Origin of the sequence: Anaerostipes sp., assembly GCF_018381315.1 — a bacterium.
Classification (GTDB): Bacteria; Bacillota; Clostridia; order Lachnospirales; family Lachnospiraceae; genus Anaerostipes.
This window is the reverse complement of the sequence record NZ_JAGZSD010000003.1, coordinates 105,271-121,022: the sequence shown is the minus strand read 5'-3', so window position 1 is coordinate 121,022 and position 15,752 is coordinate 105,271. Positions and strand designations below refer to the sequence as shown.

Sequence of the window (15,752 nt, the reverse complement as noted above, 5' to 3'; positions counted from 1 at the left end):
GAGAGAGAAAATAACACCGATTGGAGCCATGTATATGGAACGCAGATTGTTGGGTAAGAGGATCAACCAGATTCGGAAAGAAAGAGGGCTAACTTCCGAAGCTCTTTCAGAAATTTGTGATGTCAACGCAGGGCACATCAGGCAGATAGAATCAGGGATCAGGCTGCCTAGTCTGCCTCTGTTCATCAAAATGTGCCAGGCATTAAAAACGGCACCAAATGAGATTTTGAAAGATCAATTTGAACCGGAAATTATTGAGAGTGAGAACAAACTTCTTTTGAAAGTGGAGAGTTTGACGCCGAAACAAAAACGTATTTTATCAGATTTACTGGACACTTTCAGTAAAAGCATGAAGGGAGATTCTGTCGAATAGAGACGGATTCCTTCCTTTTATGTCTGTCGAAAAGAATAGACTTTTTCAGAATTTTGCTATAATCTTATAGTATGAACTGTGTTACTTTTTAGATACTAAAAGGAGCAAATATGAAATATATGTCTGAAGTTTTTTTAGAGTTGCTTGGAAATGATTTTAGCACAGAAAACGTGAAGGAGACAGCGGCAGCCGTTGGGAAATTACTTAACGACAGGACAACGGAGCTGAGCGGGCAGGAAGCACGGGATCTTTGGGATGTTATGAAAGAGTTTTCCTATTTGATCGATGACTGCTCTGTGAAGCAGAAAGTTTTGTCCAAAGCGAACGCTACATATAGTTTTTCTGTAAATTTGTCGAATAACTGAAACTTCATCTTTTACTATTAAATATCGACAATCAGACAGGAGGCATCTGTACTTTCAGATGTCTCCTGTTTCTGTTATAATAAAAACCAAAGAAAATTTGGAGGACTTTGACGTGGCAAATAAATATTATGCAGTAAAACAAGGACGAATCCCCGGGATTTACCGCACATGGAAAGAGTGTCAGGCACAGACTTCCGGGTTTGCCTGCGCCCAATTCAAGAGTTTCCCAACTCTGGCTGAAGCACAGGCATTTCTTGACTCTTCAGCGGGACAGACGATGGAAATTGATGAAAACACCCTGACCGCCTATGTTGACGGGAGTTATGACCATCGAAAGAAAGAATATTCGTACGGAATGGTCCTGAGGGAGAAAGAGGGAGAGCTGTATTTTGCGGAAAAATATTCGGATCCGGATTTAGCTTCCATGCGGAATGTGGCCGGTGAGATTAAGGGTGCAGAAAAAGCTATGAGATATGCAGCTGACAGCGGTTATAAAAAGCTTGCAGTCTATTATGATTACGAGGGCATTGCAAAATGGTGCACCGGAGAGTGGAAGACAAAAAAAGAGGGCACTGCCGCATACAAGAGATTTTATGACGGGATCAAAGACCGGCTCCAGGTCAGATTTGTAAAAGTAAAGGGGCATTCAAATGACGAATACAATGATATGGCAGATATGCTTGCCAAATCTGCCCTTGGGATCGGAGACGGAAGCTTTGTTCCTGTTTCAGACGGCCAATGGGTGAAACACAAATAGATCAGATAAAGGAGAGGTAGAAGATGCTTGCAATCATGTTTGATGTGGATGACACACTATATGATGTGTCCATTCCGTTTTGTGCTGCCTGTGACAAGGTTTTTAAAGAGAAATATGAGATATCTTCCATGGACCTGTTCCTGTCCGGAAGAAAACATGATATTCCGGTCGTGGAAAGAATCCGCAAAGCATTCCTGTCATTCGGCATTGAGATTTCTGAGCCGGAGGTGACGGCGTTTCACGATGTTTACCGTATCGAGCAGAAAAAGATCGAATTAACAGCAGGGATGAAAGAGATCCTTGGGTTTTGCCGGGAAAAAGGTATTTTTACAGGAGTGATCACAAACGGATTTTCACAGGCTCAGTGGAACAAAATAAAGCAGCTCCGGCTGGAAGAGTGGATTCCAATAGAGAGGATCATTGTGTCAGGAGATGAGGGAGTCAGAAAGCCGGATCCGGAAATTTTTAAACTGGCTGAGAAGAGATTCGGGCTGAATCCGAGGGATACATGGTTTATCGGTGACACTTACGCCACAGATATTTCCGGTGCCGTCAAAGCCGGCTGGAAGAGCATCTGGCTTAACCGGAGACAGGATCAGCTGCCCGATAAACAAAAGCATCCGGATTATACAGTGGCGGAAGAGCGGCAGTTACTGAACATACTGGAAACAGAGTGTTCCAAGTGAAAAAAGCATCTGAAAAGGACAAAAATCATCCCTGCCTTTTCAGATGCTTTTTTTATATAGAAGGTGTATAATGAAGAAAAACATGAGGACTGGAAAAAGGGGGGCGTAAAGATGGATTCCATTGTAAATAAACTGACGGAGATTGAAAATGCCGCTGCCGCCATTGTCAAACATGCAGATGAGCAGAAAAAAGAACTGGAACAGGAAATGAGACAGAGACAAAAGCAGTTTGATGAAGCACTGGCTTCTGAGACAGAACAGCGGCTTTCGGGTACCTCAAATGAAGGGAAACAGCAGCTTTCAGAGGAAAAAGCACGTCTGAGAAAAAATCAGGAGGCAAAACTTCACAGACTTGCGGCAGAGTATGAACAAAAAGGGGAACAGTACGCCAGAGAGATCGCAGAAAGGATCAGCGGGGTATAGTCTATGGGAAGCATGATAAAATACAGTGCCCTGGTCACAAAAATCCGGGCTATGAGTGCAAAGCTGCTGAAAGAAGAAGATTTTAAGGCTTTGTCTGAATTTCAAAGTGTTCCCGAAGTCGTCAGCCATCTGAAAGAATTTCCGGCATACCGTGATATCCTGTCTCTTCTGGATGATACGGATTTACACCGCGGGAAGATTGAAAAGGTACTGATCCAGCCTCTGTATGAGGATTATACTAAGCTTTACCGGTTTTCAGGGCTGGAACAGCGGAAGTTTTTGAAACTGTATCTGAAAAGATATGAAGTAGAGCTGGTGAATTATTGTTTCCGAATCATTTTTAACCATTATCAAAAGCCCTTTGACCTGGATTACAAGAAGCAGTTTTTTAATCGGTATTCTCAAATTTCCATTGACCGTTTGATTGAGGCGAAAAACATCAGGGAGCTGACAGAAGGACTTAGAAATACAGAGTACTATCTTCCTCTCTCCAAGCTTTTAGATGCGGGAGCTGCAGATCTGTTTGACTTTGATCTGGCACTGAACCTGTATTATTTTTCATCGGTCTGGAAAGAAAAGAAAAAGATTCTTAAAAAGAAGGAACTTGAAATATTTACAAAAGAAGCCGGTACCCAGATTGATCTTTTAAATCTGCAGTGGATCTGCCGTTCCAAAAAATATTATGACATGCAGCCTGCTGACATTTATGCACTGCTGATTCCTATACACTTTCATATTCCGCCGGAGGAACTGAAAAACCTGACGGAAGTGTCCGGGATCAAAGAGTTCAATGCCCGGGTGCTCGGCGGGTATTATGGAAAACGATACCGCATGGAAGATGTGGATTCGATTGAGCAGATGTACAGAGAGTGCCTCCGCCGTCTGTATCTGACAGAGCGGCGCAGAGACCCTTACTCAATTGCAAGCCTCACTGCATATCTTTTTTATAAAGAGGAAGAAATACAGAGGCTGATCACCATTATGGAACGTGTCCGGTACGGCCTGCCCCCTGAACCTGCGGCAGGTTATGTGAAAGGAGTGATCGGCATATGATTGTGAAAATGAAATTTATAACGATTACAGGGCCAAAACACGATATTGACCGGGTCACCAATGATTATCTTTCCAAATATGAGATCCAGCTGGAAAATGCCCTGTCAGAACTAAAAACAGTTGACAATCTACAGCCTTTTACGGACGCAAATCCTTATAAAAAGGCATTGGAGGATGCGGACAGCTTTGCAGGGCTTTTGACTCATGAGAAGGAAGACAACCTCCCGGAACTGTCCCCGGACCAGGCACTCAGGACAATAAGCCAGGCGGGAAAGATCTTTGAAGATTTTAAGGCAAGAAAAGAAGCTCTTGAACTGGAGGAAAAAAATATTACAGAGAGGCTTAAGATGATCGAACCGTTTAAGCCCATGCAGTTTGTCCTCAGAGAAGTCTTCCATTATCAGTTTATTAAGTTCCGGTTTGGACGGGTGCCTCTGGAATATTTTGAAAAGATGCTGGAATTTATCAGACAGAATCCGGATGTGATCTTTGTTGAAGGAATCCAGAACAACAGCTATGGATATGGGGTATATTTTACATCACGTTCCATGTCGGAACAGATTGACGCTATATTTAAATCCCTTCACTTTGAGAGGATTTTTATCCCTGATGAATATGTGGGAACCCCGGAGGAAGCCTGCAGTGATCTGAAAAAGAAGCTGGATATTCTGAAAGCAGAAAAGGAAAAGCTGGACGGGAAGATGACCGCGGCTTTGAATGAATATGCGGATAAAATTTATGCAGCCAGAGAACTGATTGCCGCATTATCGGCTAACTTTGATGTAAGGAAGATGGCCGCCTGTGTGGAAGACAAGCACGAAAATTTTTATATTATTTGCGGCTGGATGTCGGAGGAGGATGTGAAAAATTTCTCTGAAGATATCAAAAATGACCGCAGGCTGTTTTTGATGGTGGAGGATGAGCACGAAGATTACTTCGGAGAACCGCCGACGAAGCTTCATAATCCAAAGGTTCTAAAGCCTTTTGAGATGTTTGTAAAAATGTACGGCCTGCCGTCTCACAATGAGATTGATCCAACGATTTTTATTGCATTGACATACCCGCTGATCTTTGGAATCATGTTTGGCGATCTTGGACAGGGATTATGCCTGTTTGCCGGAGGTCTTTTGCTGTATCTGACGAAAAAGGCCGATCTGGCGGGGATCATTGCTGTAGCCGGTGTCTGTTCTGCCTTTTTCGGCTGGATGTACGGCAGCTTCTTCGGTTTTGAAAATGTGATACAGTCCAGGTGGCTGAAGCCTCAGGAAGCAATGATGCATGTACCGGGCATCGGGAACATGAACACAGTATTTGTAGCCGCGATTGTTTTTGGAATGTTTTTGATTTTATTGACTATGGTTTTGCATATAGTTTTTTCCATTCGTTCAGGAAATTTAGGAGAGTCGCTATTTGGGGCCAGCGGAGCTGCAGGGCTTGTGTTTTATGGATCTGCTGTCCTGGCAGTCTTTCTGTTCGTTACAGGCCGCACGATGCCGGGTACTGCCGTACTGACGATTATGTTCGGCATACCCCTGCTGCTGATTGCTTTAAAAGAACCGCTTTCTGAGCTGGCAAAGAAGCATAAGCCGGAGATGAAGGAAGGGAAGCTGATGTTTTTGGTACAGGCATTTTTTGAATTATTTGAGACTTTGCTCAGCTACTTTTCCAATACATTGTCTTTTGTGCGGATCGGTGCGTTTGCTGTCAGCCACGGGGCAATGATGGGTGTGGTTATGATGCTCTCCGGAGCTGAGGCAGGACATATCAACTGGGCCGTGATCGTCTTCGGCAATGCATTTGTCTGCCTTATGGAAGGGCTGATCGTAGGCATCCAGGTACTGAGGCTTGAATATTATGAGATATTCAGCCGTTTTTATCAGGGAGGCGGAAAGGAATTCAAGCCTTACAGACATAAGAAAAAACAGGACATCACAGATCAAAGGAGGTCATCATTATGAATACACTGACAAAATTAGTATTGGTCGCAGCTTTGGTTTTGAGCGTTATCATTCCGTTCGGCTATTTTTTGCTGGGGCAGAAGAAGAGATCCAGATATAAGAAAGCCCTGGGCCTCAATGTTTTCGCTTTTTTCGGCACGCTGCTGATCGCTGCAGTCATTATGCTTTATCCCGACAGGGTTCAGGCTGCCCAGGCTGCCCAGAATTCATCGGCTGGTATCGGTTATCTGGCTGCTGCGCTCTCTACGGGACTTTCCGGCATCGGCGGAGGAATTGCGGTGGCAAGTGCAGCCAGTGCGGCTCTCGGTGCAATCAGTGAAGACAGCAGTATATTCGGTAAATCTTTGATTTTTGCAGGTCTGGCGGAAGGTATCTGTCTGTATGGGCTGGTCATCGCCTTTATGATCCTGGGAAAGCTGTGAGTTATGAAGATGTTTTTGATCAGTGATAATGTAGATACTTGCACAGGGATGCGTCTGGCCGGAGTGGACGGGATCGTGGTCCATGAAAGAGAAGAACTGTACCAGGCATTAAAAAAAGTCATGTCCGATGAGACAATCGGAATTGTACTGCTCACGGAAAAGTTCGGAAGAGAATTTCCGGATATGATCGATGAGATCAAACTGAACCGGAAGCTGCCTTTGATCGTGGAGATTCCTGACCGCCACGGCACAGGACGCAGGAAGGACTTTATCACATCATATGTAAATGAAGCCATTGGACTGAAGCTCTGATGCTGTAAAGAAGGTGACCTGTAATGACATTGGAAGAAAAAATTCAAAACCTGCAGAGAGTTTCCATGAAGGAAGCGCGGGCTGAGGGTAATGCACTGATCCAGGGGTATTCCAACCAGCTTTCCCAAAGGTTTGAGGAACACAAAGAAAAAGAGAGGATGCAGGCAGAACTGAGGGTAGAGACTGAGAAAAGCCGGACAAAACTGCGCCTGAATAAGGAACTTTCAGAGTTTCAGCTGGAACTTAGAAGAGAGCAGAACGAATGCCAGGAGAAGCTGAAACAAAAGCTGTTTGACAGGGTACGCACGCTTTTGTCAGATTATATGAAAACAAATGAATATACAGACATGCTGTGCCGGAAGGTTACAGAAGCTATGCAGTATGCAGGCGGAGAAGAAACTGTTATTTATCTGAATCCTTCTGACGAGCCCTTAAAGGCACAGGTGGAGGAAAGGACCGGGGCTTCCCTTTTTATCAGCAGAGAAGACTTTATCGGAGGAATCCGTGCGGTTATCCGCACAAGAAATGTTTTAATCGACCGATCCTTCAGTTCTGCTCTGGAAAAAGAATATGCAGATTTTCTGTTTCTGGGAGGTGAGGAAAATGTCTGAGTCAGGCAGTATTTACGGAATTAACGGGCCGGTTGTCTATGTAAAAGGAGACATTAGGTTTAAGATGTCTGAGATGGTTTATGTGGGACCTGAGAAACTGGTAGGTGAAGTGATTGCACTGGACCGGGATGCGGCAACGGTCCAGGTATTTGAAGATACCACAGGTATCCGGCCCGGAGACAAAGTGGAATCTTCAGGGCATGCACTTTCAGTGACACTGGCTCCCGGAATTCTTCATAATATTTTTGACGGTATTGAACGTCCTCTGGAGCAGATTGCCGCCCGTTCCGGCCAGTACATCAGCAGGGGAGCCCGGGTGGATTCCCTGGACCTGCAAAAGCTCTGGAAGACGCATATAACCGTATCAAAAGGAGACCATATCAAAGCAGGCTGTGTGATTGCAGAAGTACCGGAGACATCTGCAATCACTCATCGGTGTATGGTTCCGCCCGGGATAGAAGGGACGGTAGAGCATTCTGCCGATGACGGCAGTTATACGATTGAGGATACGCTTGTTACGGTCAGACAGAAAAACGGCGGTATGATATCCCTTTCTATGTGCCAGCAGTGGCCGATCCGTGTTCCAAGGCCTGTCAGTTTCCGGTTTCCGGCTTCCAAGCCCCTGATTACCGGACAGAGGATTTTGGATACGATGTTTCCCATTGCCAAGGGAGGGACTGCCTGCATTCCCGGCGGGTTCGGCACCGGAAAGACCATGACCCAGCATCAGATCGCCAAATGGTCCGATGCAGACATTATCATTTACATCGGATGCGGAGAGCGCGGAAATGAGATGACCCAGGTACTGGATGAGTTTTCAAAACTGATGGATCCAAGAACCGGGAACCCTTTGATGGACCGTACTGTATTGATCGCAAATACCTCCAATATGCCGGTGGCAGCCAGAGAAGCCAGTATCTATACAGGGCTTACACTGGCTGAATATTATCGGGATATGGGTTATGATGTAGCCATTATGGCGGACTCCACGTCCCGCTGGGCTGAGGCACTGAGGGAGCTGTCCGGACGGCTGGAGGAAATGCCTGCGGAGGAGGGATTTCCGGCTTACCTCGCTTCCCGCCTGTCTGCATTTTATGAGAGGGCAGGAATGATGAAAAACCTGAATGGTTCTGAGGGTTCTGTGTCAATCATCGGTGCTGTTTCTCCCCAGGGCGGGGACTTTTCTGAACCGGTAACCCAAAATACGAAACGGTTTGTAAGATGCTTTTGGGGGCTGGATAAAAGTCTGGCCTATTCCCGGCATTTTCCGGCGATTCATTGGCTGACCAGCTACAGTGAGTACCTGAAAGATCTGGCTCCCTGGTATTCTGAACATGTCTCCATGGAGTTTGTCAGCCACAGAAACCGGATCATGGCAATCCTGAATCAGGAGAGCAGCCTGATGGAGATTGTTAAGCTTATAGGAAGTGATGTGCTCCCGGACGACCAGAAACTGATTCTGGAGATCGCCAGAGTCATCCGTCTGGGATTTTTGCAGCAGAATGCTTTTCACAAAGATGACACCTGTGTCCCTATGGAGAAGCAGTATGAGATGATGGATGTGATTCTCTATCTCTATGAAAAAGCAAAACTCCTTATTTCTATGAATATGCCAATGTCCGTCCTGAAAGAGGAAACGATTTTTGAATCGGTCATTTCTATCAAGTACGATGTGCCCAACGACAGGCCGGAATTGTTTGACGAATACAGAAAAGCTGTGGATGATTTTTACAGGAAAGTAATGGAGCGGAATGCATGACTTGAAAGGAGTTTTGGTATGCCGATTGAATATTTGGGACTTGACAGCATTAACGGTCCTTTGGTGGTGCTGGAAGGATGCAGGGATGTTTTTTATGAAGAAATTGTAGAGTTTGTTGTGGAAGGGCAGGAAAAAAAGCTTGGCAAAGTTATAGAACTGTATGAAGACAAGGCAGTCATCCAGGTGTTTGACACCACCGACAATATGGGGCTTTCCAATACACATACAAGGCTTACGGGGCATCCTATGGAGATCTCCCTTTCTCCGGATATCCTGGGACGGACATTTGACGGGCTTGGAAGCCCTATTGACGGCTTGGGACCCGTTGCATCAAAGGTAAAACGAAATGTAAACGGACTGCCGCTGAATCCGGTCCGAAGAGAATATCCGAGGAATTTTATTTGTACCGGAATATCAGCTATTGACGGCCTGATGACGCTGATCCGCGGACAGAAACTGCCTATCTTTTCAGGAAATGGTCTGCCGCATGACCAGCTGGCCGCCCAGATTGTAACTCAGGCGTCTCTGGGGGAGGGCAGCATGGATAACTTCGGGATTGTATTTGCTGCAATGGGTGTCAAGCATGATGATGCTGATTTTTTCCGCAGGACGTTTGAAGAGAGCGGAGCTCTCGACCATGTTGCCATGTATCTTAACATGGCCAATGACCCGGTGGCAGAAAGGCTTATTACACCGAAGGTTGCACTGACTGCGGCAGAGTACCTGGCATTTGAAAACAATATGCATATTTTGGTGATCTTGACCGATATGACGGCCTTTGCAGAGGCTATGAGGGAAGTGTCATCCTCTAAGGGAGAGATTCCAAGCCGGAAGGGGTTTCCTGGATATTTATACAGCGAACTGGCAATGATTTATGAAAGAGCAGGCATTGTAGAAGGAATTGACGGGTCTGTAACCCAGATACCGATTCTGACCATGCCGAATGACGATATCACACACCCGATCCCTGACCTGACAGGATACATTACAGAAGGCCAGGTCGTGCTGGACCGCAGTCTCCATGGCCAGGCTATATATCCGCCCATCAGTGTCCTTCCTTCTCTTTCCAGATTAATGAAGGACGGCATCGGCGAGGGATATACAAGAGAAGATCATCAGGATTTGGCCAATCAGCTTTTCTCTGCATACGCAAAGGTTGGGGATGCCAGGAATCTGGCCTCTGTCATCGGAGAAGATGAGCTGTCGCCTATTGACAAAAAGTATCTGGAATTTGGTAAAGAGTTTGAGAAACGCTATATCGGACAGGGTACCGAGGAAAACCGGACGATGGCTGATACCCTTGATCTTGGGTGGGAACTGCTGAGTATCCTGCCGAGAGAGGAACTCGACCGTGTGGATACAAAGATCTTAGACCGCTACTACAGAAAGACGGGAGACAAAGAAAGCTATTCTAAGGATCCAAAGGAAACCAGGCCCCTTGCAGCTATGGATACCCAGATGTATTAACGGCTGATGACAGAAAGGAAGTGAGCGTATGGATCCAAGGACCTTTCCCACAAAAGGGAATCTGATGCTCGCCAAAAATTCCCTGGCCCTGGCAAGACAGGGATATGATCTGATGGATAAAAAACGGAATATTCTGATCAGAGAGCTGATGAGCCTGATCGGCCAGGCAAAGGAAATTCAGGAAAAAATTGATGTGACCTTTACCTATGCATACCAGTGCCTTCAGGATGCCAATATTGAACACGGCATCAGTGAGGTGGAACAGCTGGCATATACTGTGCCGATTGAGGACTCCATCCGTATTAAGAGCCGCAGTATTATGGGAACGGAGATTCCTCTCGTGACTTACACTAAGGAGAAGAATGTTCCCACTTACTCATTTAGTACTACCAGAGAGTCAATCGATAAAGCCAGGGAGGCATTCCGGAGAGTAAAGGATCTGACAGTCCGGCTTTCTATGGTGGAAAACTCTGCCTACCGTCTGGCGGCCAGTATTAAAAAGACGCAGAAGAGGGCAAATGCCCTTAAAAATATTACAATTCCTGCTTACAGCAGCCTTGTCTCAGAGATTTCAAATGCATTGGAGGAAAAGGAGCGGGAAGAATTTACACGGTTAAAAGTTATAAAACGCAGAAAAAACAAAGCATAACGGACAGGAGAGCACGATGTGCGGAAGATATTTTGTTGATCAGCCAATGGCAGAAGAACTATATAAAAATTTTCAAATAACGATGGAAGACAGCATCCCTGAGGCACAGGATATTCATCCGTCAGAAAAAGCGGTGGTTTTGGTTATGACACCATCAGGATTGGGAATCCAAAAGATGCAGTGGGGTTATCCGGGATTTGAGAAAAATCAGCTGATTTTTAATGCCCGCTCAGAGGGAGTTATGGAAAAGAGGATGTTCCGGGACAGTATCCGGTCAAGAAGACTGCTGGTTCCTTCCCGCGGTTTTTACGAATGGGACGGTCAAAAAAACAAAGTTACGTTTCAAAGGGAGGATGGGAATCTGCTTTTGATGGCCGGCTGCTGGCAGCAGTTTGGGACAGAACAGCGCTTCGTGATCCTGACGACAGAAGCTAATGAATCTGTTCTGCCTGTGCACCACAGAATGCCGCTGATCCTGGAAGAAAAAGATGCACGGACGTGGCTGTCAGATGGAGAACAGACAGAATTTCTATTACATAAAGTGCCGGGGGCTCTTAGAAAACAGTCCGATTATGAGCAGCTGGCCTTTCCGTTTTTTATTTCATAAATACTCAGAGAGAGGATATTATATGACAATTGACAGATTAGTAAAACTTCAAAGAAATTTTTATTATACAGGGAAAACACAGTCCTATGCTTTTCGGATGAAGGCTCTGTGCCGTCTGGAACGCGCTGTACGCCAAAATCAGGCACATTTAGAGTCAGCGCTCAAAAGAGATCTCGGAAAATGCGGATTTGAATCATATATGACTGAGACAGGGATGGTGCTGAGTGAGCTTAGATATGCAAAAAAACATCTGAAAAGCTGGATGAAGCAGGAAAGAAAGCCGACACCTCTTTCTCAGTTTCACGCAGAGAGCTTTGAAGTGCCGGAACCTTTGGGAGTGGTATTGATCATATCACCATGGAATTACCCTCTTCTGCTGACACTTGCTCCTTTGATCGGAGCCATTGCCGCAGGGAACTGCTGTATCCTGAAACCGTCCAAGGATGCGCCTTCGGTTTCCGGCATGATCAGGCACATCATAGAGGAAGCATTTACGCCAGGATTTGCTGCTGTGGTAGAGGGCGGCAGGGAAGAAAATCAGCAGCTTCTTTCCAACAAATTCGACCATATCTTCTTTACCGGAAGCAAAGCGGTGGGAAAAGTGGTTATGGAAAAAGCCTCAGTCCATCTGACACCTGTAACTCTGGAACTGGGAGGTAAAAGTCCATGTATTGTAGATTCTTCTGCTGACCTGTCTCTGGCGGCAAAAAGAATTATATTCGGAAAGCTGCTGAACAGCGGACAGACTTGTGTTGCACCTGATTATATATTGGTGCATGCATCTGTGAAGGACCGGCTCGTTAAAGAGATGGTCCGGTGGATTCACAGGATGCTGGGAGAAGATCCTCTTGCCAACCCTGATTACCCGAGAATGATAAATTCCAGGCATTTTCACAGGGTTATGAAGCTGATGGAAGGAGAAACCGCTGTCTGCGGAGGATACGGCTGTGAGGAGACGTTAAAAATTGCACCTTCTGTCCTGACTGAAGTTTCATGGGAATCTCCGGTCATGCAGGAGGAGATTTTCGGACCAGTTCTTCCCGTAATTTCTTATCGCACGATTTCTGAGGCTGCAGAACATATCAGATGTATGGAAAAACCACTGGCGCTTTATCTGTTTACGGAAGAAAAAGCGCTGGAGCGGTGGGTTCTTCGAAACCTTTCCTTTGGGGGCGGCTGCATCAATGATACCGTTATACATCTGGCTACCTCCCATATGGGATTTGGAGGAGTGGGAGAGAGCGGTATGGGAGCCTATCACGGAGAATATGGTTTTTGGACGTTCAGCCACAGGAAAAGTATTGTGAAAAAATCTACATGGATGGATCTTTCTATTCGATATCATCCATATCATGAAAAGAAAAACAGGCTGCTCCGTCTGTTTTTGAAATAGAAAGGATACAGTGATGAAAGATATCTACGGAAGGACCATAGATTACATGAGGATTTCTGTCACTGACCGGTGTAATTTAAGGTGCAGGTATTGTATGCCTCAGGATATCCCAGAGGTTGAACATGCAGAAGTCCTAAGCTATGAGGAATTATTAAGAATCTGTGAAAGTGCTGTGGATTTGGGAATCTGCAAGTTTAAAATCACCGGCGGTGAACCTTTGGTGAGAAAAGACGCTGTCTCTTTTATAGAACGGCTGAAACTTCTTCCAGGCGTTAAACAAGTGACAGTCACAAGCAATGGACTCCTTTTGGAGCCATATCTTGAACGGTTGAAGGCTGCAGGAATCGATGGGATCAATATCAGCCTGGATACAATGGATGAGGTAAAATATAAGAAGATTACAGGCAGAAGCGGGGCAGAAACTGTTCAGTCAGCAATTTTAAAATCTGTACAGCTGGGTCTGAAAACAAAAGTGAATTGTGTCATCATGAAAGGCTTTAATGAAGATGAGATTCTCAGCCTGATGGAGATCGGAAGACATAAGCCGGCAGATATCCGTTTTATTGAAATGATGCCCATTGGTTACGGCCGGAAGTTTACCGGGATGGGTGCCGATGAGATACTTACTGTTCTTCGTTCCCGGTATCCGGGAATCAAAGAAACGAAGGATATACGGGGGAATGGACCGGCCAGGTACTTTCAGATACCGGGATTTCTCGGATATACCGGGTTTATCGATGCCATTCACTGTAACTTTTGTCAGCAGTGCAACAGGATCCGCCTGACACCCGAAGGTTTTTTAAAGCCCTGTCTTTACTACAGCCAGGGAATTTCCCTCAAAGAACCTTTGAGATCCGGCGTGTCAAAACAGGAACTGTCACAGCTGATCTGCCAGGCTGTCATGGACAAACCGAAACAGCATCGCTTCTCCGAATCAGATGCAGAAGGCAGAGCAGACAGCCGCAGAATGTCGCAGATCGGCGGATAAAAACCATTCGGAAAGAATGCACATAAATATAAAGAGAACAGGCTCCTCATTCTTTGAGGGACTTGTTCTCTTTGTTTTGTCTTATTTCATGGAATTTAAAATTGCATCAACCATTGCGTCAATTTCCTCTGACTGGCTGTCATTTAATGCGGATTTGATTGTAATGGACGGCTCCAGAACTGTCATTTCTTTCATGCCGGAGATCAGTTCATTCATCTGCCTTCCGGAGGTAGCAGCCCATGTTCCGTTCTGCATGAAAGCAACTGTACGTTTCTGGAGGTTATGTGCTTTCAGGTCCAGCAACACAGTTTCCATGTTCGGGAAGATACCGCCGTTGTAAGTAGGAGAGGCGAAAACCAAATGGCTCACGCGGAAAGCCTCTGACACTACTACAGATGGATGAGTCACAGATACATCATACATCACAATATTCGTAAGTCCTTTATCAGCCAGGCGGGAAGCCAGCACATTGGCTGCATTCTCAGTATTGCCGTAAATAGATGCATAGGCAATCATGACCCCTTGGCCTTCCGGCTCATAAGTGCTCCATTTTTGATACTTATCAATAAACCAGGCAAGATTTTTTCGCCATACCGGTCCGTGAAGCGGGCAGATCATCTCGATATCCACTTTGGATGCTTTCTTCAGCAGAGCCTGAACCTGTGTGCCGTATTTTCCTACAATATTTGTGTAGTATCTTCTTGCATCATCCAGCCATTTATTCTCAAAATCCACCTCATCTGCGAACAGATTTCCGTTAATTGCGCCAAAAGTGCCGAAAGCATCTGCAGAATACAAAACCTTATCCGTGGTATCATAGGTAACCATGACTTCCGGCCAGTGAACCATCGGTGCCATAAGGAATGTAAAGGTATGCTTTCCGGTACACAGAGTATCGTTTTCTTTTACAATAAGAGCATCTGTTTCAATTTTGAAAAATTGTTTGATGATGTCTGCAGTCTTTGCATTGCATACGACCTGAACTTTCGGATAGCGGAAAATAACTTCCTTTAACATCGCACAGTGATCCGGTTCCATATGGTTGATGATCACATAATCCAGATCGCGTTCTCCAAGTACATGGGTCAGGTTTTCGAAAAATTGTTCTCCGACAGCCTTGTCCACGGTATCTAACAGCACTGTTTTCTCGTCTAACAGCACATAGGCATTGTAGGAAACACCATTCGGCACCGGAAAAATGTTTTCAAACAGATTCAGTCTTCTGTCGTTGCCGCCGATCCAATATAAATCATCCGTAATATTTTTTGTGCAGTACATGTCTTCATCCCCTTAACTTATTTGATTATTTTTTGTCAATGTTATTTCTCTAATAGTATAATATCCAAAAATCTATTTTACAAGTCAAATGTATCAACTGAAAAAGATTCTACATAATTCCCAGCATTTTTCTATGAATTAATTTCTTTTTAGTAAAATTTGACACACTACCATTCCTCTTTTATAATGAAGACGGCATAAAGAATAGAAATAATACAGAAATGAATATAAGAACAGGAGATGGGACAATGCATATCAGTAAAAAAAATATGATCGCACTGATCTTCGGGACCGTGGCTGTGATCATTTGCATGGTTATCGTTGTAGCATTTTCCGGCGGTCTGAAAAAGGATAAGGAGGAAACTGCGACAACAGAGACATCCTCTGAAGAGACATCTGATGAGGATACATCTTATTCAGAAGATCCGCAGACCCCGGACAGCAATACCGGCAGTACGACAGCAAGAAGACGCAGCACTACAACTGCCCGGCAGAAAGCCACCACTCGTAAACAGCACAATAAAACGACAACAGAGCGGCAAAAAACGACAACGGAGGCACCAAAGACAGAGGCGCCCAAACCTACAACTGCGGAGCAGCAGCCAACGACGTCTTTGCAGCAGGAACAAAATGAAGAGGACAGCCAGTAAG

The 15,752-nt window shown here is 45.3% G+C and carries 18 protein-coding genes; 17 read left to right on the top strand and 1 reads right to left on the bottom strand.

Features of this window, described 5'->3' with window-relative positions; genetic code table 11:
• The first annotated feature begins 34 nt into the window (after window positions 1-34).
• From KH180_RS03040 to moaA, 16 genes are all read left to right on the top strand, one after another.
• The gene (locus tag KH180_RS03040) at window positions 35-373 is read left to right on the top strand and encodes a helix-turn-helix domain-containing protein (protein ID WP_290756241.1); all 339 of its coding nucleotides are present in this window, start codon (window positions 35-37) and stop codon (window positions 371-373) included.
• 110 nt (window positions 374-483) lie between these two features.
• Window positions 484-738: a hypothetical protein gene (locus KH180_RS03035; RefSeq protein WP_290756239.1), complete on the top strand. Its 255-nt coding sequence runs from the start codon at window positions 484-486 to the stop codon at window positions 736-738.
• A gap of 112 nt (window positions 739-850) precedes the next feature.
• A complete protein-coding gene (locus KH180_RS03030) occupies window positions 851-1,495 on the top strand; it encodes a ribonuclease H family protein (protein ID WP_290756237.1) in 645 nt (214 codons plus the stop codon).
• A 23-nt stretch (window positions 1,496-1,518) separates the two neighbouring features.
• Window positions 1,519-2,181 carry an HAD family hydrolase gene (locus KH180_RS03025; RefSeq protein WP_290756235.1) on the top strand — a complete coding sequence of 221 codons (663 nt, stop codon included), beginning with the start codon at window positions 1,519-1,521 and terminating at the stop codon, window positions 2,179-2,181.
• 111 nt (window positions 2,182-2,292) lie between these two features.
• On the top strand, window positions 2,293-2,604 hold the full coding sequence (locus KH180_RS03020) for a hypothetical protein (RefSeq protein ID WP_290756233.1): 312 nt from the start codon (window positions 2,293-2,295) through the stop codon (window positions 2,602-2,604).
• A 3-nt stretch (window positions 2,605-2,607) separates the two neighbouring features.
• The gene (locus tag KH180_RS03015; RefSeq protein WP_290756231.1) at window positions 2,608-3,657 is read left to right on the top strand and encodes a V0D/AC39 family V-type ATPase subunit; all 1,050 of its coding nucleotides are present in this window, start codon (window positions 2,608-2,610) and stop codon (window positions 3,655-3,657) included.
• Complete coding sequence (locus KH180_RS03010; RefSeq protein WP_290756230.1) at window positions 3,654-5,615, top strand: V-type ATP synthase subunit I; 1,962 nt, start codon at window positions 3,654-3,656, stop codon at window positions 5,613-5,615. The genes KH180_RS03015 and KH180_RS03010 overlap by 4 nt, the downstream gene beginning before the upstream one ends.
• Complete coding sequence (locus KH180_RS03005) at window positions 5,612-6,037, top strand: ATP synthase subunit C (RefSeq protein WP_290756228.1); 426 nt, start codon at window positions 5,612-5,614, stop codon at window positions 6,035-6,037. The genes KH180_RS03010 and KH180_RS03005 overlap by 4 nt, the downstream gene beginning before the upstream one ends.
• Before the next feature lie 3 nt (window positions 6,038-6,040).
• Entirely contained in the window at window positions 6,041-6,349 is a 309-nt protein-coding gene (locus KH180_RS03000) for a V-type ATP synthase subunit F (protein ID WP_290756226.1), read from the top strand.
• 23 nt (window positions 6,350-6,372) lie between these two features.
• Window positions 6,373-6,960, top strand: a complete 588-nt coding sequence (locus KH180_RS02995; RefSeq protein ID WP_290756224.1) for a V-type ATP synthase subunit E — start codon at window positions 6,373-6,375, stop codon at window positions 6,958-6,960.
• Entirely contained in the window at window positions 6,953-8,719 is a 1,767-nt protein-coding gene (locus tag KH180_RS02990; RefSeq protein WP_290756222.1) for a V-type ATP synthase subunit A, read from the top strand. Before KH180_RS02995 ends, KH180_RS02990 begins: the two co-directional genes overlap by 8 nt.
• 18 nt (window positions 8,720-8,737) lie before the next feature.
• A complete protein-coding gene (locus KH180_RS02985) occupies window positions 8,738-10,186 on the top strand; it encodes a V-type ATP synthase subunit B (RefSeq protein ID WP_290756220.1) in 1,449 nt (482 codons plus the stop codon).
• Between the two features lie 28 nt (window positions 10,187-10,214).
• Complete coding sequence (locus tag KH180_RS02980; protein WP_290756218.1) at window positions 10,215-10,835, top strand: V-type ATP synthase subunit D; 621 nt, start codon at window positions 10,215-10,217, stop codon at window positions 10,833-10,835.
• Window positions 10,836-10,851: 16 nt separating this feature from the next.
• Window positions 10,852-11,442 (top strand): SOS response-associated peptidase, encoded by a 591-nt coding sequence (locus KH180_RS02975; protein WP_290756216.1) that lies wholly within the window; start codon window positions 10,852-10,854, stop codon window positions 11,440-11,442.
• A 22-nt stretch (window positions 11,443-11,464) separates the two neighbouring features.
• Window positions 11,465-12,835 (top strand): aldehyde dehydrogenase, encoded by a 1,371-nt coding sequence (locus KH180_RS02970; protein ID WP_290756214.1) that lies wholly within the window; start codon window positions 11,465-11,467, stop codon window positions 12,833-12,835.
• A 13-nt stretch (window positions 12,836-12,848) separates the two neighbouring features.
• A complete protein-coding gene (gene moaA, locus KH180_RS02965; protein ID WP_290756212.1) occupies window positions 12,849-13,823 on the top strand; it encodes a GTP 3',8-cyclase MoaA in 975 nt (324 codons plus the stop codon).
• An 81-nt stretch (window positions 13,824-13,904) separates the two neighbouring features.
• Here the strand turns inward: moaA and KH180_RS02960 are convergent, their stop codons facing one another.
• Window positions 13,905-15,101, bottom strand: coding sequence for an FprA family A-type flavoprotein (locus KH180_RS02960; protein ID WP_290756210.1), 1,197 nt, complete (start codon window positions 15,099-15,101; stop codon window positions 13,905-13,907).
• Between the two features lie 248 nt (window positions 15,102-15,349).
• Here KH180_RS02960 and KH180_RS02955 point away from each other — a divergent pair, with 248 nt between their 5' ends.
• A complete protein-coding gene (locus KH180_RS02955) occupies window positions 15,350-15,751 on the top strand; it encodes a hypothetical protein (RefSeq protein ID WP_290756208.1) in 402 nt (133 codons plus the stop codon).
• Window position 15,752: the final 1 nt, after the last annotated feature.

What these genes read in the sequence shown, in the direction of transcription:
- KH180_RS03040 (WP_290756241.1), top strand. Translation starts at nt 35, where the DNA reads ATGGAACGCAGATTGTTGGGTAAGAGGATCAACCAGATTCGGAAAGAA.
- KH180_RS03035 (WP_290756239.1), top strand. Translation starts at nt 484, where the DNA reads ATGAAATATATGTCTGAAGTTTTTTTAGAGTTGCTTGGAAATGATTTT.
- KH180_RS03025 (WP_290756235.1), top strand. Translation starts at nt 1,519, where the DNA reads ATGCTTGCAATCATGTTTGATGTGGATGACACACTATATGATGTGTCC.
- KH180_RS03020 (WP_290756233.1), top strand. Translation starts at nt 2,293, where the DNA reads ATGGATTCCATTGTAAATAAACTGACGGAGATTGAAAATGCCGCTGCC.
- KH180_RS03015 (WP_290756231.1), top strand. Translation starts at nt 2,608, where the DNA reads ATGGGAAGCATGATAAAATACAGTGCCCTGGTCACAAAAATCCGGGCT.
- KH180_RS03010 (WP_290756230.1), top strand. Translation starts at nt 3,654, where the DNA reads ATGATTGTGAAAATGAAATTTATAACGATTACAGGGCCAAAACACGAT.
- KH180_RS03005 (WP_290756228.1), top strand. Translation starts at nt 5,612, where the DNA reads ATGAATACACTGACAAAATTAGTATTGGTCGCAGCTTTGGTTTTGAGC.
- KH180_RS03000 (WP_290756226.1), top strand. Translation starts at nt 6,041, where the DNA reads ATGAAGATGTTTTTGATCAGTGATAATGTAGATACTTGCACAGGGATG.
- KH180_RS02995 (WP_290756224.1), top strand. Translation starts at nt 6,373, where the DNA reads ATGACATTGGAAGAAAAAATTCAAAACCTGCAGAGAGTTTCCATGAAG.
- KH180_RS02990 (WP_290756222.1), top strand. Translation starts at nt 6,953, where the DNA reads ATGTCTGAGTCAGGCAGTATTTACGGAATTAACGGGCCGGTTGTCTAT.
- KH180_RS02985 (WP_290756220.1), top strand. Translation starts at nt 8,738, where the DNA reads ATGCCGATTGAATATTTGGGACTTGACAGCATTAACGGTCCTTTGGTG.
- KH180_RS02980 (WP_290756218.1), top strand. Translation starts at nt 10,215, where the DNA reads ATGGATCCAAGGACCTTTCCCACAAAAGGGAATCTGATGCTCGCCAAA.
- KH180_RS02975 (WP_290756216.1), top strand. Translation starts at nt 10,852, where the DNA reads ATGTGCGGAAGATATTTTGTTGATCAGCCAATGGCAGAAGAACTATAT.
- KH180_RS02970 (WP_290756214.1), top strand. Translation starts at nt 11,465, where the DNA reads ATGACAATTGACAGATTAGTAAAACTTCAAAGAAATTTTTATTATACA.
- moaA (WP_290756212.1), top strand. Translation starts at nt 12,849, where the DNA reads ATGAAAGATATCTACGGAAGGACCATAGATTACATGAGGATTTCTGTC.
- KH180_RS02960 (WP_290756210.1), bottom strand. Translation starts at nt 15,101, where the DNA reads ATGTACTGCACAAAAAATATTACGGATGATTTATATTGGATCGGCGGC.
- KH180_RS02955 (WP_290756208.1), top strand. Translation starts at nt 15,350, where the DNA reads ATGCATATCAGTAAAAAAAATATGATCGCACTGATCTTCGGGACCGTG.